Source organism: Candidatus Gracilibacteria bacterium, assembly GCA_028687475.1.
In the GTDB taxonomy this organism is placed as follows: Bacteria; Patescibacteriota; Gracilibacteria; order BD1-5; family UBA2023; genus STC-74.
Genome location: JAQUAB010000001.1, coordinates 136,124 through 162,313 on the forward strand (window position 1 = coordinate 136,124; position 26,190 = coordinate 162,313).

Annotated in this window: 20 protein-coding genes; 12 read left to right on the top strand and 8 right to left on the bottom strand. The window is 42.5% G+C overall.

All coding sequences use genetic code 25. The features are described from left to right. Nucleotides 1–21 precede the first annotated feature (21 nt). From PHY14_00715 to PHY14_00725, 3 genes are all read right to left on the bottom strand, one after another. The gene (locus tag PHY14_00715) at nt 22–1,539 is read right to left on the bottom strand and encodes a hypothetical protein (GenBank protein ID MDD2693436.1); all 1,518 of its coding nucleotides are present in this window, start codon (nt 1,537–1,539) and stop codon (nt 22–24) included. A 126-nt stretch (nt 1,540–1,665) separates the two neighbouring features. After that, complete coding sequence (gene rpoC, locus PHY14_00720) at nt 1,666–5,664, bottom strand: DNA-directed RNA polymerase subunit beta' (GenBank protein MDD2693437.1); 3,999 nt, start codon at nt 5,662–5,664, stop codon at nt 1,666–1,668. Nucleotides 5,665–5,985: 321 nt separating this feature from the next. Beyond that, nucleotides 5,986–9,555: a DNA-directed RNA polymerase subunit beta gene (locus tag PHY14_00725; protein MDD2693438.1), complete on the bottom strand. Its 3,570-nt coding sequence runs from the start codon at nt 9,553–9,555 to the stop codon at nt 5,986–5,988. Nucleotides 9,556–9,847: 292 nt separating this feature from the next. Here PHY14_00725 and PHY14_00730 point away from each other — a divergent pair, with 292 nt between their 5' ends. Together PHY14_00730 and PHY14_00735 are read left to right on the top strand one after the other, a co-directional pair. Further along, nucleotides 9,848–10,393 carry a TIGR00730 family Rossman fold protein gene (locus PHY14_00730; GenBank protein MDD2693439.1) on the top strand — a complete coding sequence of 182 codons (546 nt, stop codon included), beginning with the start codon at nt 9,848–9,850 and terminating at the stop codon, nt 10,391–10,393. A 16-nt stretch (nt 10,394–10,409) separates the two neighbouring features. Continuing rightward, nucleotides 10,410–10,955: a hypothetical protein gene (locus PHY14_00735; GenBank protein MDD2693440.1), complete on the top strand. Its 546-nt coding sequence runs from the start codon at nt 10,410–10,412 to the stop codon at nt 10,953–10,955. A 16-nt stretch (nt 10,956–10,971) separates the two neighbouring features. Here the strand turns inward: PHY14_00735 and PHY14_00740 are convergent, their stop codons facing one another. Further along, nucleotides 10,972–11,298, bottom strand: coding sequence for a hypothetical protein (locus tag PHY14_00740; GenBank protein MDD2693441.1), 327 nt, complete (start codon nt 11,296–11,298; stop codon nt 10,972–10,974). Nucleotides 11,299–11,508: 210 nt separating this feature from the next. Here PHY14_00740 and PHY14_00745 point away from each other — a divergent pair, with 210 nt between their 5' ends. From PHY14_00745 to grxC, 5 genes are all read left to right on the top strand, one after another. Then, nucleotides 11,509–14,877: an efflux RND transporter permease subunit gene (locus tag PHY14_00745; GenBank protein MDD2693442.1), complete on the top strand. Its 3,369-nt coding sequence runs from the start codon at nt 11,509–11,511 to the stop codon at nt 14,875–14,877. A gap of 160 nt (nt 14,878–15,037) precedes the next feature. After that, entirely contained in the window at nt 15,038–16,747 is a 1,710-nt protein-coding gene (locus tag PHY14_00750; GenBank protein MDD2693443.1) for a hypothetical protein, read from the top strand. 62 nt (nt 16,748–16,809) lie between these two features. Next, nucleotides 16,810–17,097: a metalloregulator ArsR/SmtB family transcription factor gene (locus PHY14_00755; GenBank protein ID MDD2693444.1), complete on the top strand. Its 288-nt coding sequence runs from the start codon at nt 16,810–16,812 to the stop codon at nt 17,095–17,097. A 117-nt stretch (nt 17,098–17,214) separates the two neighbouring features. Next, nucleotides 17,215–17,559 carry a rhodanese-like domain-containing protein gene (locus PHY14_00760; GenBank protein ID MDD2693445.1) on the top strand — a complete coding sequence of 115 codons (345 nt, stop codon included), beginning with the start codon at nt 17,215–17,217 and terminating at the stop codon, nt 17,557–17,559. Nucleotides 17,560–17,727: 168 nt separating this feature from the next. Beyond that, complete coding sequence (gene grxC, locus PHY14_00765; protein MDD2693446.1) at nt 17,728–17,976, top strand: glutaredoxin 3; 249 nt, start codon at nt 17,728–17,730, stop codon at nt 17,974–17,976. Nucleotides 17,977–18,193: 217 nt separating this feature from the next. On the opposite strand, the gene PHY14_00770 is transcribed toward grxC, so the two are convergent. Further along, on the bottom strand, nt 18,194–18,403 hold the full coding sequence (locus PHY14_00770; protein ID MDD2693447.1) for a hypothetical protein: 210 nt from the start codon (nt 18,401–18,403) through the stop codon (nt 18,194–18,196). 243 nt (nt 18,404–18,646) lie between these two features. On the opposite strand from PHY14_00770, the gene PHY14_00775 reads away from it, so the two are divergent. Beyond that, nucleotides 18,647–20,323 carry a U32 family peptidase C-terminal domain-containing protein gene (locus PHY14_00775; GenBank protein ID MDD2693448.1) on the top strand — a complete coding sequence of 559 codons (1,677 nt, stop codon included), beginning with the start codon at nt 18,647–18,649 and terminating at the stop codon, nt 20,321–20,323. A 12-nt stretch (nt 20,324–20,335) separates the two neighbouring features. Here the strand turns inward: PHY14_00775 and PHY14_00780 are convergent, their stop codons facing one another. Then, nucleotides 20,336–20,692 carry a hypothetical protein gene (locus tag PHY14_00780; GenBank protein MDD2693449.1) on the bottom strand — a complete coding sequence of 119 codons (357 nt, stop codon included), beginning with the start codon at nt 20,690–20,692 and terminating at the stop codon, nt 20,336–20,338. 102 nt (nt 20,693–20,794) lie between these two features. On the opposite strand from PHY14_00780, the gene PHY14_00785 reads away from it, so the two are divergent. From PHY14_00785 to PHY14_00800, 4 genes are all read left to right on the top strand, one after another. Then, entirely contained in the window at nt 20,795–21,178 is a 384-nt protein-coding gene (locus tag PHY14_00785) for a hypothetical protein (GenBank protein MDD2693450.1), read from the top strand. A gap of 40 nt (nt 21,179–21,218) precedes the next feature. Then, nucleotides 21,219–22,892 (top strand): multicopper oxidase family protein, encoded by a 1,674-nt coding sequence (locus PHY14_00790; protein MDD2693451.1) that lies wholly within the window; start codon nt 21,219–21,221, stop codon nt 22,890–22,892. 38 nt (nt 22,893–22,930) lie between these two features. Next, on the top strand, nt 22,931–23,467 hold the full coding sequence (locus tag PHY14_00795) for a permease (protein MDD2693452.1): 537 nt from the start codon (nt 22,931–22,933) through the stop codon (nt 23,465–23,467). Between the two features lie 308 nt (nt 23,468–23,775). After that, nucleotides 23,776–24,159: a hypothetical protein gene (locus tag PHY14_00800; protein ID MDD2693453.1), complete on the top strand. Its 384-nt coding sequence runs from the start codon at nt 23,776–23,778 to the stop codon at nt 24,157–24,159. A 32-nt stretch (nt 24,160–24,191) separates the two neighbouring features. Here PHY14_00800 and PHY14_00805 read toward each other — a convergent pair whose 3' ends face one another. After that, nucleotides 24,192–24,431 carry a DUF465 domain-containing protein gene (locus PHY14_00805; GenBank protein MDD2693454.1) on the bottom strand — a complete coding sequence of 80 codons (240 nt, stop codon included), beginning with the start codon at nt 24,429–24,431 and terminating at the stop codon, nt 24,192–24,194. 68 nt (nt 24,432–24,499) lie between these two features. Continuing rightward, nucleotides 24,500–25,738 (bottom strand): tRNA guanosine(34) transglycosylase Tgt, encoded by a 1,239-nt coding sequence (gene tgt, locus PHY14_00810; protein MDD2693455.1) that lies wholly within the window; start codon nt 25,736–25,738, stop codon nt 24,500–24,502. Nucleotides 25,739–26,190 lie beyond the last annotated feature (452 nt).

The following is a 26,190-nucleotide window of genomic DNA, read 5'->3' on the forward strand; positions in this document are numbered from 1 at the left end:
CTTTCCGCGGAATTTTCATTTCTAATAATTCGGTTGATTCTGGATATACTCAGTCACATACGCATCAGAGCCATCCTCGGCAACAAGGAGACGATACATGCGATACGTGTTGTCTGAGAGACGAGCATACTGGAAGTCATATCCAGTACGTGGAGCGAAGCTGATTTGAGAATTGGAGCCAGGAAGCGTCACATACGAAGAACTATATCCGTATGATGAGAATGAAGATTCTACAGAATTCACATATCCACTATTCACCGTGTAACCATTGATAGCAGTATTCGTATAGACACTATTCACATATTGGGAACGATTCGTGCTTTTCTGATACGTGGCTCGGCTATTGATGCCAAGATTCGAAATCACGGTGGAAGGATTCGATCCTGCTGATGGAGTATAGATATATTGTTTGTAACGCTTGGAATATCCATTCACCGTGCGATATGTGTGTGTGAAGTATGAACCATTATCTGTGAAAGAATTAGTGTCGATTCCACTGATATTCTGAGAATATCCGTTGTACTGAGAATATCCATTATTCTGGTAATACCCATTGTAACCACTTCCAGACTCAACATATTCTACCACGAATGCCTGGCTATTGTCTCGAGCGACATAGAGTCTATAGAACCGATATGTTCTCGTAGATCCATTCCATACTGCCTGGCGAGAAAAGTCATCAGGAGAAGGTGAACGATAAGTATCTGAGAAACTCGCATAAGAAGAAAGTGTGGATTGTGCGGTTTTCGTAGCACTTTCAGCGCTTGATCGAATATTTCTCACACGGTTGTAGTCATACACTACACCGAAATACGTGCTCACTGTGCGCCCCTGAAGTGTAGAAAATTGACGCGAAAGTGACGGAGAAACAAACTGGCTCGAAGCTGGCTGTGAATTCGAATAACCACTCGACTGAGGAACAAATGTATACACATCATACGTCTTGTAGGAATTGTTCGTATTCTCACGAACGATATCTGTACGGATTTCTGTAGAGTTGTAATTATTACTAGTGAGCACTACATTTAACGCGCGAACCGTCTCATTGCTAACGGTTGAAGTATAGGAGTTGTATGGGTAGTATGGATAATATGTCGAATTGTTGTAGTTATAATTGTAGTTGTATCCATTATAGTATGGATAATTGTAATTATTATAATAATTGGATTTCGGTGGAACATACACATTGAAATTATCGTACACATCACATGTACCACATGCACCTTCAGAGACACCAGCAATCGCACTATCGAGTTCATCGATTACGGCTTCGATATTCTGGAGTGCACTTCCCGTATAGAGATGCGATTTTTGTTTCTTCACATACGTAGAGCGGAGATCTATGAGCATCTGAGTCATATCGGACGTCGAATATCCACCACGCTGCAATCGCTCGATATAATTATCGACAAAGGTACTTGCCTGTTGTTGATAACGAGTAGAATATGCTACTACTGAGGAAGAAAATCCTGAGAAAGCTACAAGAGCAATACTAGCGAGAATTATAGTTTTTGCTCCAATTCGAGAGAATTTTTCCATATACAATAAAAAAGAAATATACTAGACATTTCTTATAATACTTGTTTAATGAAAAAGTCAAGAGAAAAAGCAAAAATTCCCCTCCTGACCGAGGGGAATTTTTTTAAAGCTTTAATTTTCTGGGACTTAGACAAGACTTGTACTTGCTGTTGTGATTTCGAATGAGTCATTCGAATCATCATAATCACCTGTTCCATCTGATTCATGAGAGAAGAATTCTCCTACATCACGATTGTTCTCGAAGTAGTTGAGAGTAGGAATCAGACGACCGATGATAACGTTTTCCTTCAATCCTTCGAGATTGTCGATCTTGCGAGAAGTTGACGCATCGACGAGTACACGAACTGTTTCTTGGAACGATGCTGCAGAGAGCCATGACTCTGTGAAGAGAGAAATCTTCGTGAGACCGAGAAGCATCTGAAGACCGATTGCTTCCTTCATTCCATTTTTCGCGAGTTCGCGATTCTCCTTGCGGAAGCGGATAATATCCACGATATCCCCAGGGAAGAATGTAGAATCACCAGCATTGGTAATCTTCACCTTCGAGAACATCTGACGAACGATGAGTTCGATATGTTTCGCATTCACCGTCTGTCCTTGTGAAGAGTAGATCTCCTTGATATCAGAAACGATATAGAGTTCTGTCGAGAGTGGACCAGCAATATCCATGAGAGATTGGAGGTTCACATGACCTTCAGTGATTTTTGATCCGATTTTCGCAACATCACCGACCTTCACGAGGATATTTCTTCCTGTTGGGATGATAAATGTACGAACTTCTGGAATGAGATCTTCGATCACAACCATATCATCTGTCACCTTGACTACACGACCAGCATGTGATACTTGGATTTTCTGACGTGTTTCTTTCGATTTTGCGATAATCTGCTTCTCTTCTACTGTATCACCCTTCTTGACTGTGAGAGTCATAGTGGAATCTGTGATATAGTATTCACGAGATTGTTTATCGAGTGCTTCGAAAGTAAGAGTCACTTCTGAACCTTCACTTTCGATATCGAGAACCTTTCCATCGAATGGAGCGATTTCTGCGAGATATTTTGGATTGCGTGCTTCGAAGAGTTCTTCCACGCGAGAGAGACCCGCAGTGATATCACCTCCTTCTTTCGCGACTCAACCTGTATGGAACGTACGCATCGTGAGCTGTGTCCCTGGTTCACCGATCGACTGAGCGGCGATAATACCAACTGGAGTACCAATCTTGACGATGTCTGAAGTGGCAAGGTCAAGTCCATAACAACGCTGACATACACCTTCTTCACATTCACATGTGAGTACAGAACGAACAGAAACCTGAGTAGCCGATGACTCAAGGATCATCTTGAGAACTTCTTTCGTAATCAATGTTCCAGCTGGAGCAACGAGTTTTCCAGAAGCATCGAGCGTATCACTTGATGTATATCGTCCGTAGATTTTATTTTCGAATGTATCACCGAAGAGTGATTTTGTCTCACTACGATCGAATGTCTCGAACTGAAGTGTTCCACAATCATGCTCACGAACAAGAATATTCTGAGCTGCATCAACGAGACGACGTGTGAGGTATCCTGACTGAGCGGTCTTGAGGGCCGTATCTGCCTTACCCTTACGTCCAGAATGCGTGTTGATGAAGTACTCAAGAACAGAAAGTCCTTCCTTGTAGTTTCCCTTGACTGGAAGCTCGATAATCTCACCGGTTGGAGATGCCACGAGACCCTTCATACCACAGAGCTGAGTCACATTTCCCCATGAACCGCGGGCTCCAGAATCGACGAAATTATAGATTGGATTCGAAGGATCGAAATTCTTTTTCATTTCTTTTTCTACACGAGACTTGATTGCTCCCCAAACCTGAAGTGACTGGAGATAACGTTCTTCTTCTGTGACAAAACCATGCCAGAATGCTTTCTGAATATCTTTGATTTTCTCTTCACCTTCTTCGATAAATTCATATTTCTCAGCCGGAATATGCATATCGAACACGGAAACAGTGAGACCAGAAAGGGTCGCATACTTGTATCCGAGATTTTTGATAGCATCAGCAAGGAACGCTGTACGTTCTCCACCAAGAAGATCAAAGGATCTTGATAGAAGTTTTTTCGCAGGACCTTTTCCGATAGTCTCATTCACATATCCGAGTTCCGCTGGAAGAATCTCATTGAAGAGAAAACGTCCATAAGTCGTATCAACGATTTTGCCATCGATACGAATCTTCACTGGAGTATGAAGTGTGATAATCTTGTTCTCATAAGCAATCATCGCATCTTCACCGCTTGCATAGGCGTATTTCGATTCACCTGGTTCAATCTTCGTGAGATAGTAACATCCGAGGATCATATCCTGCGAAGGTGCAACGATTGGTTCACCATTCGATGGATTGAGCATATTCTTGCTCGTTACCATGAGGTTTGCAGCTTCATTCTGAGCTTCGATCGTGAGTGGGAGATGAACTGCCATCTGGTCTCCGTCGAAGTCGGCATTGAACGCTGTACAACAGAGTGGATGAAGACGAATTGCCTTACCATCGATAAGTACTGGACGGAATGCTTGGATACCGAGACGGTGAAGTGTCGGAGCACGGTTCAAGAGAACATGCTTTCCATCGATCACCTCATCGAGTGTATCCCAGACTTCTTTTGTCTTTTCTTCGATAATTTTCTCTGCATGCTTCACATTGTAGGCAATCTCACGTTCGATGAGTTTTCCAATAACAAATGGCTTGAAGAGCGTCAATGCCATAATCTTCGGAAGACCACATTCGTTCATCTGAAGACTTGGACCGACGACGATAACGGAACGACCAGAGTAGTCAACACGTTTACCGAGGAGATTCTGACGGAAACGTCCTTGTTTTCCCTTGAGGATATCAGCAAGGGACTTGAGCTTCTTCTTCGTTGCTGTTGTGTATCCAGGACGATTCGAACGAACATCACCATTGAGGAGCATATCAACTGCTTCTTGGAGCATACGTTTCTCATTCTTGAGGATCACTTCTGGAGCACCGAGTTCAGAAAGCTTTCGAAGACGATTGTTACGATTGATAACACGACGATAGAGGTCGTTCAAATCTGACGATGCAAAACGTCCACCATCGAGCTGAATCATCGGACGAAGATCTGGAGGAAGAATCTGAAGTGCTGAGAGAATGAAGTTCTCAGGACGCTGACCAGACTTGAAGAGTGACGATGCAAGCTTCAATTTCTGGAGAATCTTCTTCTGCTTTGATTTCGGAGCTGTCTTGAGTTCTGCTTGATTTTCTGCGATGAATTCCTTGAGATCGATACGTTCGAGAAGCATCTTGAGATACTCGGCACCAGTACCACCCTTGAATACATGAGGGAACTTGTCGTAGATGACACGATAATCGAGTTCTCCGATAACTTCCGCTACTTTGAGAATCTTGAGCAAATCACGAAGTTTCGCATATTCAGTATCGAGTTCATCGATACGACGAGTATGAAGTGCTTCGAGTTCATGGAATTCTTTCTTCGAAATTTTCTTTTCTTCGAGTTGAAGTGTGAGTTCACCAATAGTCTGTTGAACTTCTTTCTGAAGTGTTACTTTCTGGTTCTTGTAGGCGTTTTCGAGTTCCTTGATTGCCTCTTCGCGCTTGTCTTCATAGACTTCAGTGATGATATAGGAAGCGAAATACACTACCTGTTCGAGCCGCTTCACAGAAATATCGAGAAGAAGACCAATACGAGATGGAACTGATTTCAAATACCAAATATGCGCCACAGGAGCAGCAAGCTCGATATGACCCGTTCGCTGACGGCGAACCTGAGAAGTCGTGACTTCTACACCACATCGCTCACAGATAACTCCCTTATAGCGAATACGCTTGTACTTTCCACATGCACACTCATAGTTCTTGCGTGGACCAAAAATCTGTTCACAGAAAAGTCCTCCACGTTCAGGTCGTTGTGTACGGTAGTTGATTGTCTCAGAGATGAGAACCTCACCATAAGAAAGCGCACGGACATCTTCCTTCGAAGCAAGTCCTACAGAAATCGCACGGAGATTGTCGAGGTTTTTCCCGACAGTGATATCTCGGCGTCCTGCATGCTTTCCGATCTGAGAGTAGTCAGTGATTTTATCATTGAGAAAATTCTCAAGATCTTTTGTCATTGGAAACATAAATTGTAGATTTTAGGAGTTAGAATTTAGTTTTTGGATTCTGTCACTTTTTGTTTTTGTCATTCCGACGAAGGAGGAATCTCTTTCTCTTTTGCTTATGAGAAATACTAATATAAATCTCTTAAGATTATTTTGAAAGGGTTTTCTCCGCTCCGCTACGAAATGACAAAGGAACATGACAGAAAGCTGTTGCCCACTTTTCCTTCGTACCACGTAATATGAAGAGTTCGTAGGAGAAATATTTTCTCTTTCTCTCGGACAATGCCATACGAAGGTGAGTGGCGAGATGTAAATTCTGTATACCGGGAACTTTTATTCTTTATCTTCTTCTGGAAGAGAAGTTGTCACTGGAGCTTCTTCCTTCACTTCGGAAGCTTCTGGAATATCTACTTCGACATCGAATGCTCCTTCGAGTTTTTCGAGTTCTTCATAGCGATTCTTCATCTCTGTCTCAAGTGCGAGCACTTCCTCTTCTGAGAGAAGGTCGATATTGAGATTGAGTGCTTGAAGTTCACGCAGGAGAACATTGAATGATTCTGGAACATTTGGACGTCGGATTTTCTTTCCTTTGACCACTGCCTCGTAGAGTTGTGTACGACCGTTGATATCATCTGACTTCACCGTGAGCATTTCCTGGAGGATATTGGCTGCCCCATAACCTTCGAGCGCCCACACTTCCATTTCTCCGAGACGCTGACCACCGTTCTGAGCCTTACCTCCGAGTGGCTGTTGTGTCACCATAGAGTATGGACCAACGGAACGTGCATGGATCTTGTCTTCGACAAGGTGATGGAGCTTCAACATGTATTTCACTCCGACCATTGTTTTTTCCTTGAATGGTTCACCAGTTTTTCCATTGTAGAGTTGAACCTTTCCGTCTGATGGGATTCCTGCTTGCTCCATGAGAGATGCAATCTGATCAGTGGTTACACCATTCAGGATAGGAGTTGCTACCTTGATGCCGAGCTTGCGAGCCGCACCACCGAGGTGTGTCTCGAGAATCTGACCGATGTTCATACGAGAAATGACACCGAGTGGATTCAGGATGATATCTACTGGAGTTCCGTCTTCCATGAATGGCATATCTTCACGAGGAACGATACGAGAGACGATACCCTTATTACCGTGGCGTCCAGCCATCTTGTCACCTACTTCGATTTTTCGAGTTTGTGCCACGTAGACCTTCACCTGCTTGAATACACCAGTTGGAAGATTATCTCCGTCTTCACGACGAAGGATATGCACTCCGATAACTTTACCACCAGAACCTGATGGAAGAATGAGTGATGAATCCTTCACATCTTTCGACTTATCACCGAAGATAGCACGAAGGAGACGCTCTTCAGGAGAAAGTTCTACTTCACCCTTTGGAGTCACTTTACCGACGAGGATGTCTCAGGCACGGACATAAGCACCAATACGAACGATACCATCTGCATCGAGATCCTTGAGCTTCACAGTAGAAACATTCGGGATATCATTCGTTGTCTGTTCAGGCCCGAGTTTTGTCTCGCGGACATCCATGATGTATTCGTTGATATGGATAGATGTATAGAAATCATCTTCCATAAGATGCTCAGAAATGATAATCGCATCTTCATAGTTGTATCCTTCCCATGGCATATATGCCACTGTGAGATTTCGTCCGACTGCGAGTTCACCATTGTCGATAGCTTGTCCGTCTGCGAGGATTTTTCCCTTTTCGAAATGTTCTCCTGTCGATACGCGAGCCCACTGATGAATCAGCATATCATGGTTCGAACGTTCGAATGTGAGGAGTGGATGAGTCACTTTCTTTCCGTTGGCATAGAGAACAGAAATATGCTTCGCATCGACACCGATAACCTCACCCGCATCTTCTGCTTTGATCACATATCCAGAACCTTCACCGATAATTCGTTCCATACCCGTTCCAACCACTGGAGCCTCAGCACGAACGAGAGGAACTGCTTGACGCATCATGTTCGTTCCCATTTCGGCACGAGTCGCATCATCATGTTCGAGAAATGGAATCAATGTCGTTGTCTCACTCATGAGCTGCTTCGGAGAGATGTCGATGTGAGTCACTTCGCGGACATAGGCAACCGTTGCTTCTGATGAACGACGTGCAGAAAGTCGAGTCTCTATGAAGTTTCCATATTCATCGGTTGGAGTATTTGCTTCTGCGATGATAAGATCACGTTCCTCATATGCATCGAAGTATTCATAATCATCCGAGAGAAATCCTCGAACTTCGATTTCTTCTGTTTTTACTTTCTTTTGAATTTCTTTTGCGAGCTCTTCTGTGATATACGTCTTTTCTGGAACAATTACTTTGCCTTTCTCATCGACGATATCCGTGAGAGCGATACGATTCACAGCGCTTGTTCCATCATTTTTCACATAGTGAAGAACATTTCGGAACGGAGTGGTGATGAATCCATACTTGTCTACACGAGCATACGATGCAAAATGGAGAACGAGACCAATATTCGGTCCTTCTGGAGTAGCAATTGGACAGATGCGACCGTACTGAGTAGGATGCACATCACGAACTTCGAATGAAGCACGTTCACGTGTGAGACCTCCGACTCCGAGCGCTGTTACACGACGCTTATGAGAAAGCTCGGAGAGAGGATTCGACTGATCCATGAACTGAGAAAGTTGATTCGTACCGAAGAATTCTCGCATCACCGCCACCATAGGACGTGAGTTGATAAATGTTCCTGGAACCGCTTCTTCGAGATCAGCGATGATCGTCATACGATCCTTCGCGATTTTCTCCATACGAGCGAGACCGACCTTCACCTTGTCGTATACGAGTTCACCCACAGAGCGAACGCGACGATTCTCGAGGTGATCGATATCATCGATGAAGAATCCTTCACGATGTTCACAGAGAGAAAGAAGATAACGAATACCTATGAGAAAATCAGCTCCCGTGAGGAACTTATCTGCCTCAGTAGCATCGACTGCTTTCTTGTGTTCAGGAAAATGCTTGGAGAACTTACGATTGATCTTGATACGTGCAACATCTCCGAGTTCGAACTTTTTCGCATCGAAGAATGTAGACTGGAAGAGTTGTTCTACACGTTCGTCAGTACCGAGATCTCCTGGACGGAGGAGCTTGTAGATAGCATAGAGTGCTTCCATGCGATTTTTTGTCTTGTCCTTTTCGATCGTTGGTGCAATGTGTTTTGTGATCCATTCATCTTCACCCTTGAAAGCGTTCAAAATATCTGCATCAGATTCGTATCCGAATGCACGGAGAATCACGGTCATTGGGATTTTTCGTTTTTTGTCGATTTTTACATTGATCACTCATTTCTTCTCGATCTCGACTTCGAACCAGCTTCCACGGTGTGGAATAATCTTCATACCAAAGAGATTCGACGAACGAACATCTGGAGTGAAGAACATACCAGTAGAGCGGATAATCTGATTGACGATGACACGCTCGATACCATTCACGATAAATGTTCCCATTTCCGTCATGAGTGGAATACCACCGAGGTATACATCTTGTTCCTTGATTTCTCCTGATTGCTTGTTGAGCATCTCGAAGCGAACCTTGAGCGGTGCTTCATAGTTGAGATTCTTGCGCTTACAATCTGAGACAGAATATTTCGGTTCTTCGAGTGCATAGCTCTTGTAGTAGATAGAAATCTTCTCTCAAGAAAAGTCATCAATAGGAAAAGCTTCATCAAAAGCCTGTCCGAGACGACGAGTGAGAAAATCACGGTAACTGTCGAGTTGTACTTCGATGAGTCCTGGAAGTTCGAGGATCGTACGATCATCGGTAAAAAAGTATCTTCCCTGGTCATGATAAATCGCCCCGAGAGAACTAGCCTCTGGAGCTCATGTGACAGGTGAAGAAACTTGAGTTTCTTTTTTCTTCGCCATGAAATGTAGGTGTTAGGGAATTAGAGAAGAGAGAAATATTCTCTCGAATCTTTCGCAATTTCTCTTCCTCGTTCTGCCATGACAAGGTCAGAACCCCTTGAGGAGAGATTGACGAAAATATGGTGTCTCACGTGTACAAACACGAAAAACTGCCCTCACAGTGGATAACTCATTCGGAAATCTGTGAGTGCGATGGGCTGATTATATGAAAAAGCGGAAAAAAGCAAGAAAAAAGAAAAGATTGCAAAACAGACAAGAATTGGTAGTCTCGTTTCAGATTTTATATGAACTTATGGCAAATATCTGTGTCTTCTGTGGTGCACGTGATGGAAGTAATCCTCTCTATCGAGAACTCGCGATCAAAATCGGAAATAGTATCGCATCTCGTGGACACAATCTCATCTATGGATGAGGGAATCGTGGACTCATGTGAGCGGTAGCTGCTGGTGTGCGAGAAAATGGTGGAAAAGTTATTGGCGTTATGCCACGATTTCTCGAACGAAAAGAACGTGATGGAACTATTCTCTATGAAAGTGATGAACTCATCTATATCGAAACAATGGATGAGAGAAAGACGATTCTCTATGGACGTGCTGATATTATCATTACTCTTCCTGGTGGATGTGGTACAATGGATGAATTTTTCGAAGTTCTCACACTCAGACAACTCTCTCAACATGAGAAACCTATCGGAATCCTGAATGTCGAAGGATATTATAATCCCCTTATCAGTTATCTCCACCATATGGTCGAAGAAGGATTTGTATCAGTCTCTGATATGGATCTTATTATTGTACGTGATGAAGTGGAAGATTTATTGGATAGCCTCGGAGTATAATCTCTAATATTTCTTTATGTCTGAAACTCCTTTTTCTTGGTTTTATCCCGTTTTTCTCATTCCCCTTTTTCTCTATTCTCTCCAATTCTTCACACTCGATGTGAATCAGGAGGTGATGAATGCCTTCATGCACGGACCAGATCTCATATTCCACGAGGCAGGTCATGTGATTTTTATACCTTTTGGAGAATTCATGACGATACTTGGTGGAAGTCTTTTTCAATGCCTCCTTCCCTTCTCTCTCATTTTTGTTTTTCTGAAGCAAGAAACTCCGAGTCCTCTTGGAGCACTTTTTTGTCTCTGGTGGACGGGGCAAAATATGACGGATGTTGCGTTCTATATCTCTGATGCCAGTGCTCGTTCTCTGCCGCTTATCGGAGGCATGAGCGAAGAAGCACATGACTGGGGCAATCTCCTCACGATGATGAATATGCTCGAATACGATCATACTTTCGCTATCATCGTTCACTATATCGGGATGATTCTGATGATTCTCACATTTATTATAGCTGTTCGATTGATGGTGAAAAATCACTTCAAGACACAACCTCAAGCACAATAAAAAATGAGTTAAGAAATTAGGTAGGGGTTATAACATCTTGAAATTCACCGCTATCAATATCTATTTTTCCGAATGCCCCTAATGGAGAATATTCATCCCAACCATAAAATCGTACTAAATTCGCCATACCTTCAAACTCAGGTCTCTGGAAAAGATTTTCCCGAAATTTTTGAAAAGAATAATCACTTCACTCTTGTGCTCGATATTCATTTCTTGCTTGTGTCAGTAAAACAACTATCCTTTTTCATAATGCATCGATGTATTCTGAAAGAGGTATTACGATTCATTCTTGAGAAATCATTGTCCTATTCCCAGATAATCTTTCTTCTTGCAGAAGACGCATAAGTCAATCTCTTTGATTGCAAAATGTTAGAGTCATATTCAATAAGTTATAATATTTTTTGAAAGAAACTTACTGACATAAGCATATAAAAAGACTTTTGGAAATCAAGTTTATCTAGCAAGAAACGGATTTTCTACAAATTTCTTTTGACTTTATATTACATTTTTATAATATCTCATAAATATTACATTTTTATAATATATCTAGTTCATGATTGCACGATTCACGGAATTCTTCTTGAAAAATGAGAAAATCACTTTTATTCTCATTCTCATCATTTCCATTTTCGGATTTCTCTCCTATATTCTCCTGCCGAAGCAATACAATCCCTCTATCGTTGCGCCCGCGTTTCTCATCGAGATTCCAACTGCTGGATACAATGCGAAAGAAGGCTATGAATACGTCGTGAAATCGGTCGAAAACAAAGTCCATGAGCTCGTCGGCATCGATAAGGTCTATGGATATGCGACAGATAGCTATGTCAGTATCATGATATCATTCCAAGTGGGTATCGATCAGGAGGCTGCGAAAACACGACTCTACGACAAAATGTACTCGAACTACGATTTGAAGCCATATGGTATAGAAAATGTCCAGATCCGTTCGATCGATCCAGAAGACCTCCCGCAAGTCTCGTATGCGATCGTCTATTCTGGAAGCGATCTGGATGAGAAAGCACGTGGTCAGTACCTCCAGAATATCGCGAAAACACTGCGAGAAAATATTAAGAAAATTGAAGGTACAACAACAATCGATATTATCGGTGGATATTCGAACGATATTTCTATCCGACTCATACCAGAAAAAGTCGAATCATTCGGGCTCGATATTCTCTCTGTCGTCGGGAAACTCCAAAATAGCTTCGGAAAAGGTATGGTCGGCAATCTCACGAACAATGAGAAGAATTATAGTGTTGTATTGAATCAGAACACGAACGATCTGAAGTCTATCAAGAATCTCATCATCTCGAATACAAACGGCAAGAAAATCCTTCTCCAGGATATTGCCAGTATAGAAACTGGACCTATCGATATCAAAAGTGCATACCGAATGAGTGATATCAATGGTCCTCATGATGCAGTATTTCTCGGTGTTGCGAAACTCAAGGGAACCAATGCAGTGAATGTCGTCGAGAAAATCCATGAAGTTGTCGCAGAAACACAGAAAACACTTCCGAAAAATGTCGATATCATCACTATCCAAGATGAAGGAGAGACGGCTGCACATGCGACAAACGAGCTCATGCTCCACCTTTTTGTATCGATTGCGATTGTCCTCGTGATTCTCATCATCTTCCTCGGAGTTCGCGATGCAATCAATGCTGCCTTCTGCATCCCGATGGTGCTCGGAATTGTCTTCATCGTCGCACTGATTCTCGGGCTCGATATCAACCGTATCACCCTTTTTGCCCTGATTCTCTCGCTCGGTATTCTCGTCGATGACTCAATCGTGATGGTTGAGAACAATGCCCGTCATCTCGCAATGATTCCAAAAACAGGAAAATCGAAGTTCGAAGCGATTCTCGATTCTGTGAAGGAAGTGGGTGTCAGTATCGTCCTCTCGACGATTACTCGTGTAATTTCTTTTGTCGCGATGTTCGCGGTGACGGGAATGATGGGTGACTACATGAAGCCAATTCCAATTTTTGCATCGATTGCTCTCACAGCTTCCCTTGTCGTTGCATTTAGTATCAATCCATTTCTCGCGAGCTTCCTCTACCGCCCTGGAAAATGAGGACATCACGAACACAAAGAAGGTGGATTCCTGAAGTGGTACGGAGAAAAACTCCAACTCTTCATCAATCGCGATGAAAAAAGCATAAGAAAACGCAGCCTCCTCAAGCTCGGATTCTGGATATCACTCGTCATTATCCTCGTTGCGCCGATCATGATGGACGTATTCAAGGCTCGTATGCTCCCCAAAGCAGACAAGAACCAAGTCTATCTCTGGATCGATGCACCGCGCAATGCGACCGTCGATACCGTCGAGAATATCACACACGACGTCGAGACATTTCTCCTCGGCTACAAAAAAGAAGAAACTGCTGTTTCTGGTGAAGCGAAATATACGCGAATCCTTCCTGAAAATCTCCGTATTATCGAGGACATCAATGCAACCGTTGGTGACAGATTCCTTCCGGATTTCGCGAATCTCTTCCGCGGTGGGAATAACCGTATCGGAGAAAACCAAATAAGTATTCGCATCAATCTCAGCCCATCAGCCGATCGAGATATCACTTCCGAGGATTTCGTGATAGAGCTCCGTCCGATTCTCGAGAATGCCATCATGAAGAAATACTCCGATATCACGATGCGGCTCCTCGAAGATCCGCCAGGACCTCCGACACAAGCGACGTTCCATATCAAGCTTCAAGCGGAGGAATGAGTCGAGACAACATCGCTCGTGAATTTTGCGAATGCGATTCGTGGTGTCGTCGAGAATATCCGAGAAAAAGAAAAACTCGTCGATGTGAGTACGTCGATTTCTACGACCAGTCCTGGATTCGAAATCGTCCTCGACCATGACCGCATCCTCGAGACAGGACTCACCGAAGCACAAGTGAGAGCAACAATCCAGAGTTATTTCGGAGAAATTCCTCTCTCTATCTCTCGTTACACTGATGGACAATATGGTGCTGCGAAAATCTCTGTCAGTGTCAGCCGTGATGCAAAAAATGACCCGAGTGACCTCAAAAAACTCTCATTCATGAATCCCTCTGGTGAACGTATTTATCTCGATGATATCGCAACTATCCAGACTGGATTCAAGAGTTCTGATATCTACACGGATGACCGCACAGAGACGATTCATCTCTATGCGGAGATGGGAGCGAATTCGGTTGTCTACCCGATTCTCCATCTCTATAGTATCCTCGGTGATGAGGAATTCGCGAAAACGGGATACAAGAAAATCAGTGCCACACCATATGCTATCACTTTCGAAAATATAAAAGACGGAAAGAAATATATCCTCCGTTGGGGTGGTGAATGGGAACTCACGATGGACACATTCCGTGATCTCGGACTCGCGATGATATTCTCTCTTTTTGTCATCTACTTCATCATCGTGACACAATTCGGAAGTTTCATCGTCGGAGGTATCGTGATGACGACGTTTCTCCTCTCATTCTTCGGGATATTCCCAGGATTCTCGATACTCTACCTCACTTCAGGAATCTACTTCACTGCAACTGCCATGATCGGCGCTATCGCGCTCGGCGGTATCGTGGTGGGGAATGCCCTCATCCTCATCGACTATATCAATCAGCTCATCCACGAAGGAAAATGACTCGAATATGCGGTTATCGAAGGTTCAAAAAAACGCTTTGTTCCTGTCATGCTCACATCGATTGCCGCAGTTGCTGGTTCATTTATCATCACGAGCGACCCAGTCTGGAGCGGTCTCGCATGGTCTATCATCTGGTGACTCTCAGCTTCCGCAGTTCTCACACTCTACTTCATCCCGATTTTCTACTACACGTATCTCAGGAAATATTCGAATCACTACGTCGAACAGATTCATCATACTGACCACATCGTCTTTGGTTGAATTCTCGCCGAAGAAGAAAATAGAAAATAGCAAAAATGTTTTGTCATTTCGAACAAAGTGAGAAATCTCTTTTTCTTGCAATTATGAATAAAAAATAATCAAATTCTCATAAATATGCGTTTGAAAGGGATGTCTACGACATGACAAAAGGAACACTAATTACTATCCAACTAACCAACCAACTATCAATATGAAATCCCTCTATCTCCTCCCTCTCATTCCCCTTCTCCTCGTCAGTTGTGACAAGGAGGAAGTGGTGCTTCAGAAACATTTCTCTACCTATTCGACCCAATCGGGAAATATCACCGTAAAGGATGATATTATTGGAACGGTCGAATGAGGAAAAACCAGTGCGCTTGCATTTCGTTCGGCTGGTATTGTCTCAGATATCTACGTCCTGCCTGGTGATACAGTGAAGAAGTGACAAATCATCGCACGACTCGGGAATCAAGAATCTTCTATCCAAACAGATGCTCTGAGTAAGATTGGATCTGAACTCGAAAGTCTCGGTCTCACGACGAATGCAATTCGCATCGGAACAGAAGGTATCGGAAAAACGACAGAGAAACTCTATGACGAACGAATCAAACAGATGGATACGAGCATCCAAACCCTGGAAACCAATCTCGCGAAAGCACGACAAAATCTCAATAATCAAAACGTGAGTCTCGAATCGAGCTTTGTGACATTTGCGAATGATTTCGATCGTATCAGTACTTCGATGCTCTACGAAGGTGACAAGATCCTCGGAATCACCACCAATTTCGAATATGCGAATGATAATTGGGAATCGTATCTCGGTGCGCGCATCGGCGATTCTCAGAAAACTGCGAAAGATAAATGGGGAATACTCTATGAACTCCGAGGAAAAATCCGACAATACACTGATACAGGAAGTACTATAACTGATGTGAGTGAGGCTATCCGGAATCTCACCTATGCATACAATGGAGCTCGTCTCTATGCCACAGCGATGAATACTATGCTTCAGAATAGTGTCGTCGGAGCTGATCTTTCTCAGGAGAGACTCGACGGATGGAATACAATCTGGACGAATCTCAGTGCGAATGAGCAGGCTTCAGAAGCAACTTTTGTCACCTGGAAAAATGGAAATCTCACGATCACAAATACAGGAAATGGCTCTGGAAGTGTCGCAGACAAAGATATCATAGCACTCGAACTCGAACTCCAGAACATGAAACAATCGAAGGCAACACTTCTCGCCGAGAAAGAGGCAAAACTCCAAGAAATAGAGACTAACGTCAATACAGTGAAATGAAAGAAATGAGAAGTATCACTCCAAATTGCACAAAATCAGATGAGCTACTCTCTCGCTCGTGAATCTGGTGAATATAGCATCATCCGTGCTCCATTCGATGGCGTCATTCTCGAGAAATTCGGGGAAGAAGGCATGGTCATCGGCGCTGGAACACCACTCGTCAAAATGACCAGTTCAGATATAAAAATCGTGAAGACCTATATCGATAATTCACTCTATAATTATAAAATTGACGGAATCATCACTGCTAATACCCTGGATAACGAGACTCTGACAGGAAAAATCACACTTCTCCAAGAGCAGAAAGATCCACTCCACAACAAAAACTATACAGAAATAGTTCTCTCAGGAACGGGTGTTGTCGGAACAAAAATCACGCTCCATCTCGAACGCAAAAAATCCTCGCTCCAAAATGGAACCCTCATTCCACTCTCAAGCATCCTCACACGATATGGACCACCTGGAGTCTATGTACTCGAAGATGGCAAAGCGCGATTCCAACTCGTAGAAATCCTCGGTTCTGATATGAGCTATGCGGAAGTCCTCTGAGTTCCAGAATGAGCAACCATCATCACCGATGGAAAAGAAAACCTCTATGATGGAGAAAGCATCTCGAAATAGGTCATCTCAATTCTTTTGACTTTATATTACATTTTCATAATATACTGAAAATTATTCACCACATGGAAAATATCGAACAACGCGCAACCGAAGTCGCTCATCTCCTGAAGCTCCTCGCTCATCCGAAACGTTTTCTCCTTCTCTGCAAGCTCCGAGAATGACCGAAGACTGTCGGTGATCTTGAGAAATATTGTACCATCGGACAATCCCAACTTTCTCAATTCCTCGGGAAAATGAAGGATGAATGAATCCTCACATCAGAAAAGAGTGGACAATTCGTCTCCTATTCCATCGCGGATCCTCGCGTTCTCGAACTCGTGAATCAGATGCAGAAAATTTTTTGTAAATAAAAAACTTTGTCATTCTCGCCTTGCGAGAATCCCTCCAAGCATATAAAGAGATTCTCCTATGGAGAATGACAAAATATCATAATTTCTTCTATTCTATTTCTCATATCCTATTGTCATATGAATTCCATAACTCCTCGAGAACTCGCTTCCCTACTCGAACAATCGCCAGAAAAAATCGATCTCATCGATGTTCGTGGAACGAGTGAATATGCTGAAATTCATATTCCTGAATCTCGAAATATTCCCATGCACCTTATCCCAATGCGGATGAATGAAATCGACACTTCGAAAAAAATCATTCTCGTCTGTCTCAGTGGTGGACGCTCGGGTCATATGTGTGGATTTCTCGAGAATGCGAACATCCCAGCAACGAATCTTCTCGGTGGAATCGGTACATTCGCCCAAGAATTCCCGAACAAGGTTGTTCACGGCGAAAAGAAAAAACTTTTTGGATTGTTCTAAAAATTCCATTTCTATTTCTGTCATTCCGCAATGAAATGAAGGAATCTCTTTCAAAATCGCCTAAAGAGATATTGATTATTTCTTCTCATAAATACAAGAAAAAGATATCTCTCCGAGATGACAAAAATAACCCTATTTTATCTCTTATAACCTAATACCTCATTCTCTATGCTCACCATCTACACCAAGGACTACTGTCCATACTGCGTCAAGGCAAAAACCCTCCTCTCATCACTCGGAGCAACGTACGAAGAAATCGACGTCACAAATGATCAGTATACTCTCATGAAAATCATGGAAAAATCTCATATGAGAACCGTTCCCCAGATTTTTCTCGATGATGAATGTCTCGGTGGATATTCTGATATCGCAGCACTTCATGAACAATGAGAACTCACGAAAAAGCTTGGACTCTAGAAAATTTGCTTTTTTCTTTTTTTCACTATAATCCACGCCATAAAGAGAAGTCGTGCAGAACCCTCTTGTTTCCGTCATTGCGAGGTACGAAGCAATCCATGCTCCGTTTTCCAATGTCTGAAGTTAGAAGTTCTGGCACGATTTTTTTATAGCTCCTTTTGTAAAGGAGCTCCCGCGAAGCGGGTGAGGATTTTGTCCATAAAAAAACCTTCCAGAATTAATGGAAGGTTTTTGGTTTTCGATTACTCATAGCTTTCTTTACAGCCAAAGCAACGGGCGAAAGATATTTCTGATTAATCTCAAGGTATCTCTCGTAAGTTTTTCTATCGCAGTAATTTCATCCAGGTAACAAGTAAGCTCATCCCAATAAAATGTTTGGATTACTAGGATCAACATACATTCCGTCTTCGTTGGTTTTTATTCACATAAAAAATATTTTTACAAAATAAAACATAATTATTTTATCACTTAATTAGTATCTGTCAAATGAATCACGCGAAAGAAATCCTGGATTCTTCGCGAAGCTCAGAATGACGGGAACATGAGCAGATTCTTCCTTCGTCAGAATGACAGAAATCAGAAAATTCCTTTTGTATTCTTAATTTTTAATTTTTCATTTTTAATTTTTCATTTTTAATTTTTAATTTTTAATTTTTAATTCTTTTTCAGTATGAAAAAGTTAGAACTCCTCTTCCCTGCTGGAAACCTCGAAAAACTCAAATACGCTATCGCCTATGGTGCCGATGCAGTATATGCCGGAGTACCAATGTTCTCTCTCCGTGCTCGCGAGAACCAATTCACTTGGGAATCACTTGCAGAAGGTGTTGAGTACTGTCACTCTCGCGGGAAGAAGATCTACTTCACCGCGAATATCTACGCGCACAATATGAAGATCAAGCCTTTTATGGCGAACTTCCAAAAGATGATGGATATGAAGCCAGATGCCTTTATCATGTCTGATCCTGGACTCATCCACCTCGTGAGGAAAGAGTTCCCACAGGCAGAAATCCATCTCTCCGTGCAGGCAAATAACACCAACTGGGCGCAGGCACAGTTCTGGAAAGAGATGGGAATCACCCGTATTATCCTTTCTCGCGAACTCTCACTCCGCGAAGTGAAGGAGATTCACGAAATGGTACCAGATATCGAGCTTGAGTTTTTCGTCCATGGTGCTATCTGTATGGCATATTCTGGACGTTGTCTCCTCTCGAATTATTTTAGCCACCGCGATCCGAATCAGGGAACTTGTTCCCACTCTTGTCGTTGGGAATACAAAGTGTTCAAAAAAGATGCATCACCAGAAGAACTCTACGACTCAACTGGACGACCGGAAGATTATGAGGAACTCACGGGAGAGTTCTACCTCGAGGAACGCGAGCGCAAGTGAGAACTCATGCCCATCGACGAAGATGAATATGGAACCTATATCATGAACTCACGCGACATCTGTCTCCTCTCCTATATGCAAGAGCTCGCCGATGCAGGAGTCGTGTCATTCAAGGTAGAATGACGAAGTAAAACCGTGAACTATCTCGCGGGTGTAGGTCGTGCCTATCGCCCAGCGCTCAATGCGGTCGAACGAGGAGAAACTTATGATATTGCTGGACTTTCGGATGAGGTTTTCGCTATCTCGAATCGTGGATATACTCCAGGATTCCTCGTGGGCAATCCAGGTGAGAAGGCTATCTATTTCGAGAAAAATAAGGAACTCCATGAAGAGGAGATGGCGGGAATCGTGAAAATGAACAGTGAACAATGAACAATGAATAGTTCAGAAACTGATTCTGTCATTGCGAGGAACGAAGCAATCCAGGTTTCTGAGAATGCTTCTGTCATTCCTGCGCAGGTCTTCGACCGAAGGGAGTGATACCCTTGCGGTACAGGAATCCAGTCCGTTCCTGAGAATCTCAAAACACTTCTCGAATCAGGGAAGATTGCTCGCATCATCGTGAAAAATCGTATCGATGTTGGGGATAAGCTCCGTATGATTTCCCCAACACAATCTGTCGAATTCACCCTCGAAAAAATCTACTCACTCACAGGTGAAGAAATCTCATCAGCACATGGAGGAAGCTTTGATGTCTATATCACAGTTCCTGAAAGACCAACAGAATACGCACTCATCCGTACCCAAGAAGACCTCGGAAGTCCAGAAAAATCTGCAAAAATCCACAAAGAAATCCGAATCGGGAACAAGAAAAATCCCATTGCAAAAGTGGAAATCTCCGTGAGCAAATCTGGGTATAGTTGGATCGAGAAGAAAAAACATCACCTCTCACAATCTGCACAATTCTTCGGAGTAAGAATAAAATCAAAGCTCTCAAGAATCTTTGGGAAAAAGAAATAATATACCCCCCGATTATGGGAGGTTTCTTATATCACCTGGTTCATCACTATATCATGGACATATTTGATGAGCCTTTCGAGCAAAAAGCGCCAAAGTATCAGCAGGATCTCATCCAACTATAAAATGTTCCTCATCTGGTCTTCGCGGACATCTCTTGGGACGAAAATTCGGATTGGTGCAGTTGCCACATGTAGCTCATTCTGGAACATTAGATACGGTAGGAATCCCAAGGGCAAAAAAGACTCCATGATTAACAGTTACAACCTTTATTCCTGATAATCCTGATGGCATAGTAGTCACAAGAGCAAAATCCCCACCTTGGAGTTCCAATTCAAAAGAATCACCCATTTCATGAACACCTCTTCCCATAATTTTATATATTAGTTATAGCTTATAAATAGTCGAAATATCTATAAAGTCAACTAAATATTTTTTGAATACACATATTTTCCTATACTATCAACGATAGTTATGCACCACATTCTCTCTCGACTTCTCATCATCGCACTTGGATTTCTCCCCTTCATGCCAATTATGCATGCAGAGGAATCTCATATTGCTCCAGATGCTCATAATATGGAAGAATCCGATTGTTGTCATGATTGTACAGAAGAGAATACAAAAAATACAAAAACACATGACATGGGAATATGCCTGAAAGCGGTTCATGATATTTTGTGATATTCGAGTGCGAATTTTTCTCATGCTCCAGAGATTGTTGTAGCGATTTTTCCATATTGGACTCTCGAAAATCACCGAGAAGAAAATGCATATGAGACTCAATATGTACATTCCCAGGATCCACCATGGCAATTCGTAGAGAACTATATTGGCATCGTGAAGCTCACCGTATAGAAAAACAGAAGAATATTTTTATTTTCTGACTATTTTTTCTATGCCAAAATTTTTTCTTTTTATTTTTTGTTCGATTTTTCTCGTAAACTGTGGAGCAAATAACACTATCACTCCGCCACTTACCAATACAGGAACAGCGGAATCCCCTCAGGAAACTATGATGCGCGAGCATTGCAAGATGATGCCCGAAATGAATGGATGTGAGAAATATCTCACCGAAACAACAACCAATACCAGTGAATCTCTGAATACACAAATTCTCACGGATGACGCCACCACTACTGATGCGAAGCCAACAGAAGTCGTGAATCTGAAAAATGGTGATACCTATAATCTCACGATACAGAAAGTCCGAAAGGTGGTGAATGGAAAATCTATCATTCTCCTTTCCTATAATGGAAGTATTCCTGGACCAACATTTCGTGTGCCACGCTGAGCAGAGGTTATCTTTCGTGTGAAGAACACAGTTGCCTGACTCGAGACAACGATTCATCCACATGGACTCCGCCTCGATAACCAGTATGATGGTGTACCAAAAAGCCTATGAGGGTTTCAGGATCCTATTGCGATTGGTAACACTTATGAACAAAAGATAAAATTCCCTGATACTGGAATTTTCTGGTTCCATCCGCATACACGTGACGACTTCGAACAAGAAGCGGGAGAATATGGAACTTTTCTTGTCTATGACCCAGCCGAAAAACCAACATATGATACTGAATCTGTCATAGTACTCGATGATATTCTCTTGAATTCTGATGGCACGCTTGCGAATTTCGCGAGCAGAGGTGTCGATTATACGCTCATGGGTCGCTATGGAAATACGATGCTCATAAATGGTGAAACGAATTTTTCTCTCACCATGAAGCAGAATGAAGTGAAACGACTCTATCTCGTGAATACCGCCAATGCTCGACCTTTTGACTTCACTATTCCAGGTGTGAAGATGAAACTCGTCGGCGGAGATAATGGATACTATGAGCAGGAAACATGGGTGGATCATATCATCATTTCCCCTGCGGAACGATATATCATCGATATTATGCCGACAAAATCAGGAAGTTATCCAATCTCAAGTATCGGTGGTGGAAAAAATATTTCCCTTGGAACACTTTCTGTCACGGAAAATTCTCAGATTTCATGATACAAAAAAGATTTCGAAACTCTCAATTCCCATGATATTCTCGGCGGGCTTGGAAGTATCGAATCCTATTTTACCAAAGCACCAGACAAGAGTCTCACTATTGGTATGACCATGAAATGAATGGAAAACATGGGAAATATGCACATGGGAAATGGAATGATTGATGATGACTCGATAGAATGGGAAGATACTATGAACATGATGAATATCAATTCCAGTGATAAAAACCTCACATGGGAACTCACGGATGATACGACTGGAAAAAAGAATATGGATATCGATTGGACTTTCCAGAAGTGAAGTCTCGTAAAAATCCATATCTACAATGATCCAAACTCGATGCATCCGATGCAACATCCATTCCATATGCATGGACAGAGATTCCTCGTACTCAACCAAAACGGAACACAGAATGATAATCTCGTCTGGAAAGATACGGTTCTGATTCCAAAAGGAGAATCAGTAGATATCCTCGTAGATATGTCCAATCCTGGAGTATGGATGGCACACTGTCACATCGTCGAACATCTCTTCGCAGGGATGATGTTCGGATACACAGTAGAACAATAGACTAAAAACTTTCTTATTTATTCTCTTTCTTTTCTCTTATGCAAATGACTCACTACATGGAACTCCTCGCGAGCAACCAACCTTGGAATCTCATCCTTTTTATGGCAATTCCCGTTATTCTCGCTGAAACGGTTGCCATCACAGAACTTGTTATTCTTTTCACTGGAAAACGTACTGGAAACATCGCAACACTCAGCAAATTCGCAGGCATCACAGGAGGAATCTACTTTATCGGAGTGTTTTTCTACCTCCTCTTCACTGCTGTTATCCCTCTCACGACCACGGGAACATGGCGTGGTATCGCTGATGTGGTTGCGGTTGGATTCTATCTCCTCGGTATCATTCCTCTTGTCGGAATCGCACTCGTGGATATGTGAATTATCGGGTGACCTACAGGAGAGAGAAAATCTCTCAAGCTTCATGCGACATTTGTCGGAATATTTCTCGTCTTTGCGCATATTGCCATGATATTCGGGATGCTTGACCCGAGTATTCTCGGATGGCAACAACCAATGCAGAATTCCCCCATGAACATGAATGATACTATGCCAGGAATGGATCATAGAAATATGTAAATCTTTTGACAATCCCCTGTTTCATCTATATATTCAATCTATGAACCAAACCTATACTTCACTTCTCGCACTTCTTCTCCTTCCATTTCGGGGGTAGTTTTGAGTGCTCAAAGCAAGTACAAAAACTCCTCCGATTTCCGGGGGAGTTTTATTTTTCTTTTTCTATGATTCACAATACATACGCATCTCTTCACCTCCTTCTCCTTCTCAGATTTCTCGAGAGGTTATTGTTGTATGAACTATGCCGATAAAATACGAACCAACCTCTCAAAAACAAATGAGAGGTTTTATTTTTTTATTTTTCTTCTATGAATACTCCACATACTTCACAACACCCATACATTCATGCTATTTTTGGAAATATACATTTACGATATATCGTCGATAAACAAAGAAATGTTATCGTCATAGAATCTTTTTCTGGGAATCCAGAAATGTCATGAGCATTCTGGGATGATATCCGAAAAGAAATTGCTCAATATCTTCGATGAGGGTACACAGTCGACTGTACATCTATCCAAAATCCAGAATCTTTCTGGTCGCAAAAATTCATCGAAAAAATGAAAGCTTTCACAGAAGGACACAATGGATGAAAAGCTATCAAAAGATGTGATCTACAGACTGGACTTCCAGTAGAATACACTACTCGCAGCAAGATACTTGACCCAAATGCAGGAATCCTCGGAATGTAAAAAAACCTCAGGAATTTCCTGAGGTTTTCTATTTACCCGAGCATCGCAATAAGTTCATCCTTGATTTTGATCTTTTCCTTTTTCAGTGTTATGAGTTCATCGTCACTCATCATGTAGCCAGGAATTTCACTTTCTGCGCGTCAGATTTCCTTATCAAGACCTTCGTATTCACGAAGAAGTTTCGCGAAGTGATTGTTCGTACTTTTGAGTTCATGGATCTTTTCTTGAAGTTCTGGATGATCCTGGAGGAATGGATGATGATCGAATTGCATAGGGGAAATAAGTTAGAGAAATAACGGAAAGTATTCTAGCAGATTCAGAGAATGAAATCAAATGGATTTTATTTTTTCGGATATACACTCCAGAATCTCTCTCTGAATTCCTGAAACCGCCCCTCGACTATCGCTTTTCGGGCGGTTTTTGTGATCTTCAGAAGATACTCAATATTATGAAGCGAAAGAAGAACTCCACCCGTTGCCTCACCAACATTGACGAGATGACGCAGATATCCGAGCGAGTATCTTTTCGAGACAGACGTCTCATATTCGGGAAGCATCGGGATTTTTTCCTGACTCATTTTATATTTTTCTCCTCCGATTTTGATATTGCCATACGAACTAAACGCCTCACCGTGACGACCGATACGCGTCGCGAGCACACAATCGAACATATCAATTCCGCGTGCGATTCCTTCGACAATATCTTCTGGAGTTCCTACGCCCATGAGATAGTGTGGCTTCGATTCTGGAAGCACTGGCGCGAGGACATCGAGAATACGATACATATCTTCCTTGGACTCCCCTACCGAGAGTCCACCGATGGCAATTCCAGGCAGATCGAGAGACTTGATGAATTCTGCCGATTCACGACGGAGGTCATCATAGACGACTCACTGGATGATACCAAAAAGCGCTTGTGGATGAAGTCATTTTTCTTTTCGGATTTCTTCATTTTTCTGCCACTGATCGCGAGATCGCACTGCCCAACGATGCGTGCGTTCCATTGCCTTTCGGGCATACTCGTGCGTCGACTCCCCTGGCGCACATTCGTCGAACGCCATGATGATATCTGCACCGAACGCTGACTGCATATCCATCACGTTTTCTGGTGCGAAGAAATGCTTCGAACCATCGAGATATGAGCGAAAATGAACTCATTCTTCAGTAATACGAGCAAGCACCTTATCCCCCCGCCCCTTCTCCTTCAGAGAAGGGGGGTTCCCGATGTTCCCCTCTCATTTAGGAGAGGGGTTAGGGGTGAGGTGGCCTCAAAGAGAAAAAACCTGGAATCCTCCAGAATCGGTCAGAATCGGAAAATCAACATCCATGAAGTTATGAAGTCCACCGAATGATTCTATCACTTCGGTTCCAGGCTTCAGATAGGAATGATAATTGTTCACGAGCATAATCTCCGCGCCAATATCACGAATCTGATCCGTCGTGAGTCACTTGAGTGCCGAACGGGTTCCAACTGGCATAAAAATCGGTGTTTGGATTTTCCCGTGTGGGGTTGTGATCTCGCCGGCGCGAGCGAATCCATCAGTTTTTTCGAGATGAAATGAGAATTTTTCTTTTGACATATTGGCGGGATTATAGAGAAATGCGGATTTTTTGCAAAAAATAGAAAAATATGGGAGAATACGGAAGTATGTGGACCAATCGTAAAAATCACATCAGAGTTTTGTTCGATATATCTCGAGATATAGGAAAAGAAAGGGAGAGTCAGCAAAAAACACAAGAAAGTAGGGATATCATCGATAAGACTCAACTCAATACTCTCACCAAAGAAATGTTGGAGGGATTTTTGAAAGAACCCGATAGACAAAAGGCAATGATTTTTTTGAACAAGTATCTCCAACAAAAGGAAAAGGAACTGCAAAATAATCCTACTCTTCTAAAAGCCCTAAAAGAAAAGTCATCGAAACTTGTGGTATTATCGAATTACAATGGATATATATTCTGAATATCTCCAGGATGAATCCAAAAAGATATACCACCTGATAGACAAAGAAATATAAAAGATCTTCTGTGA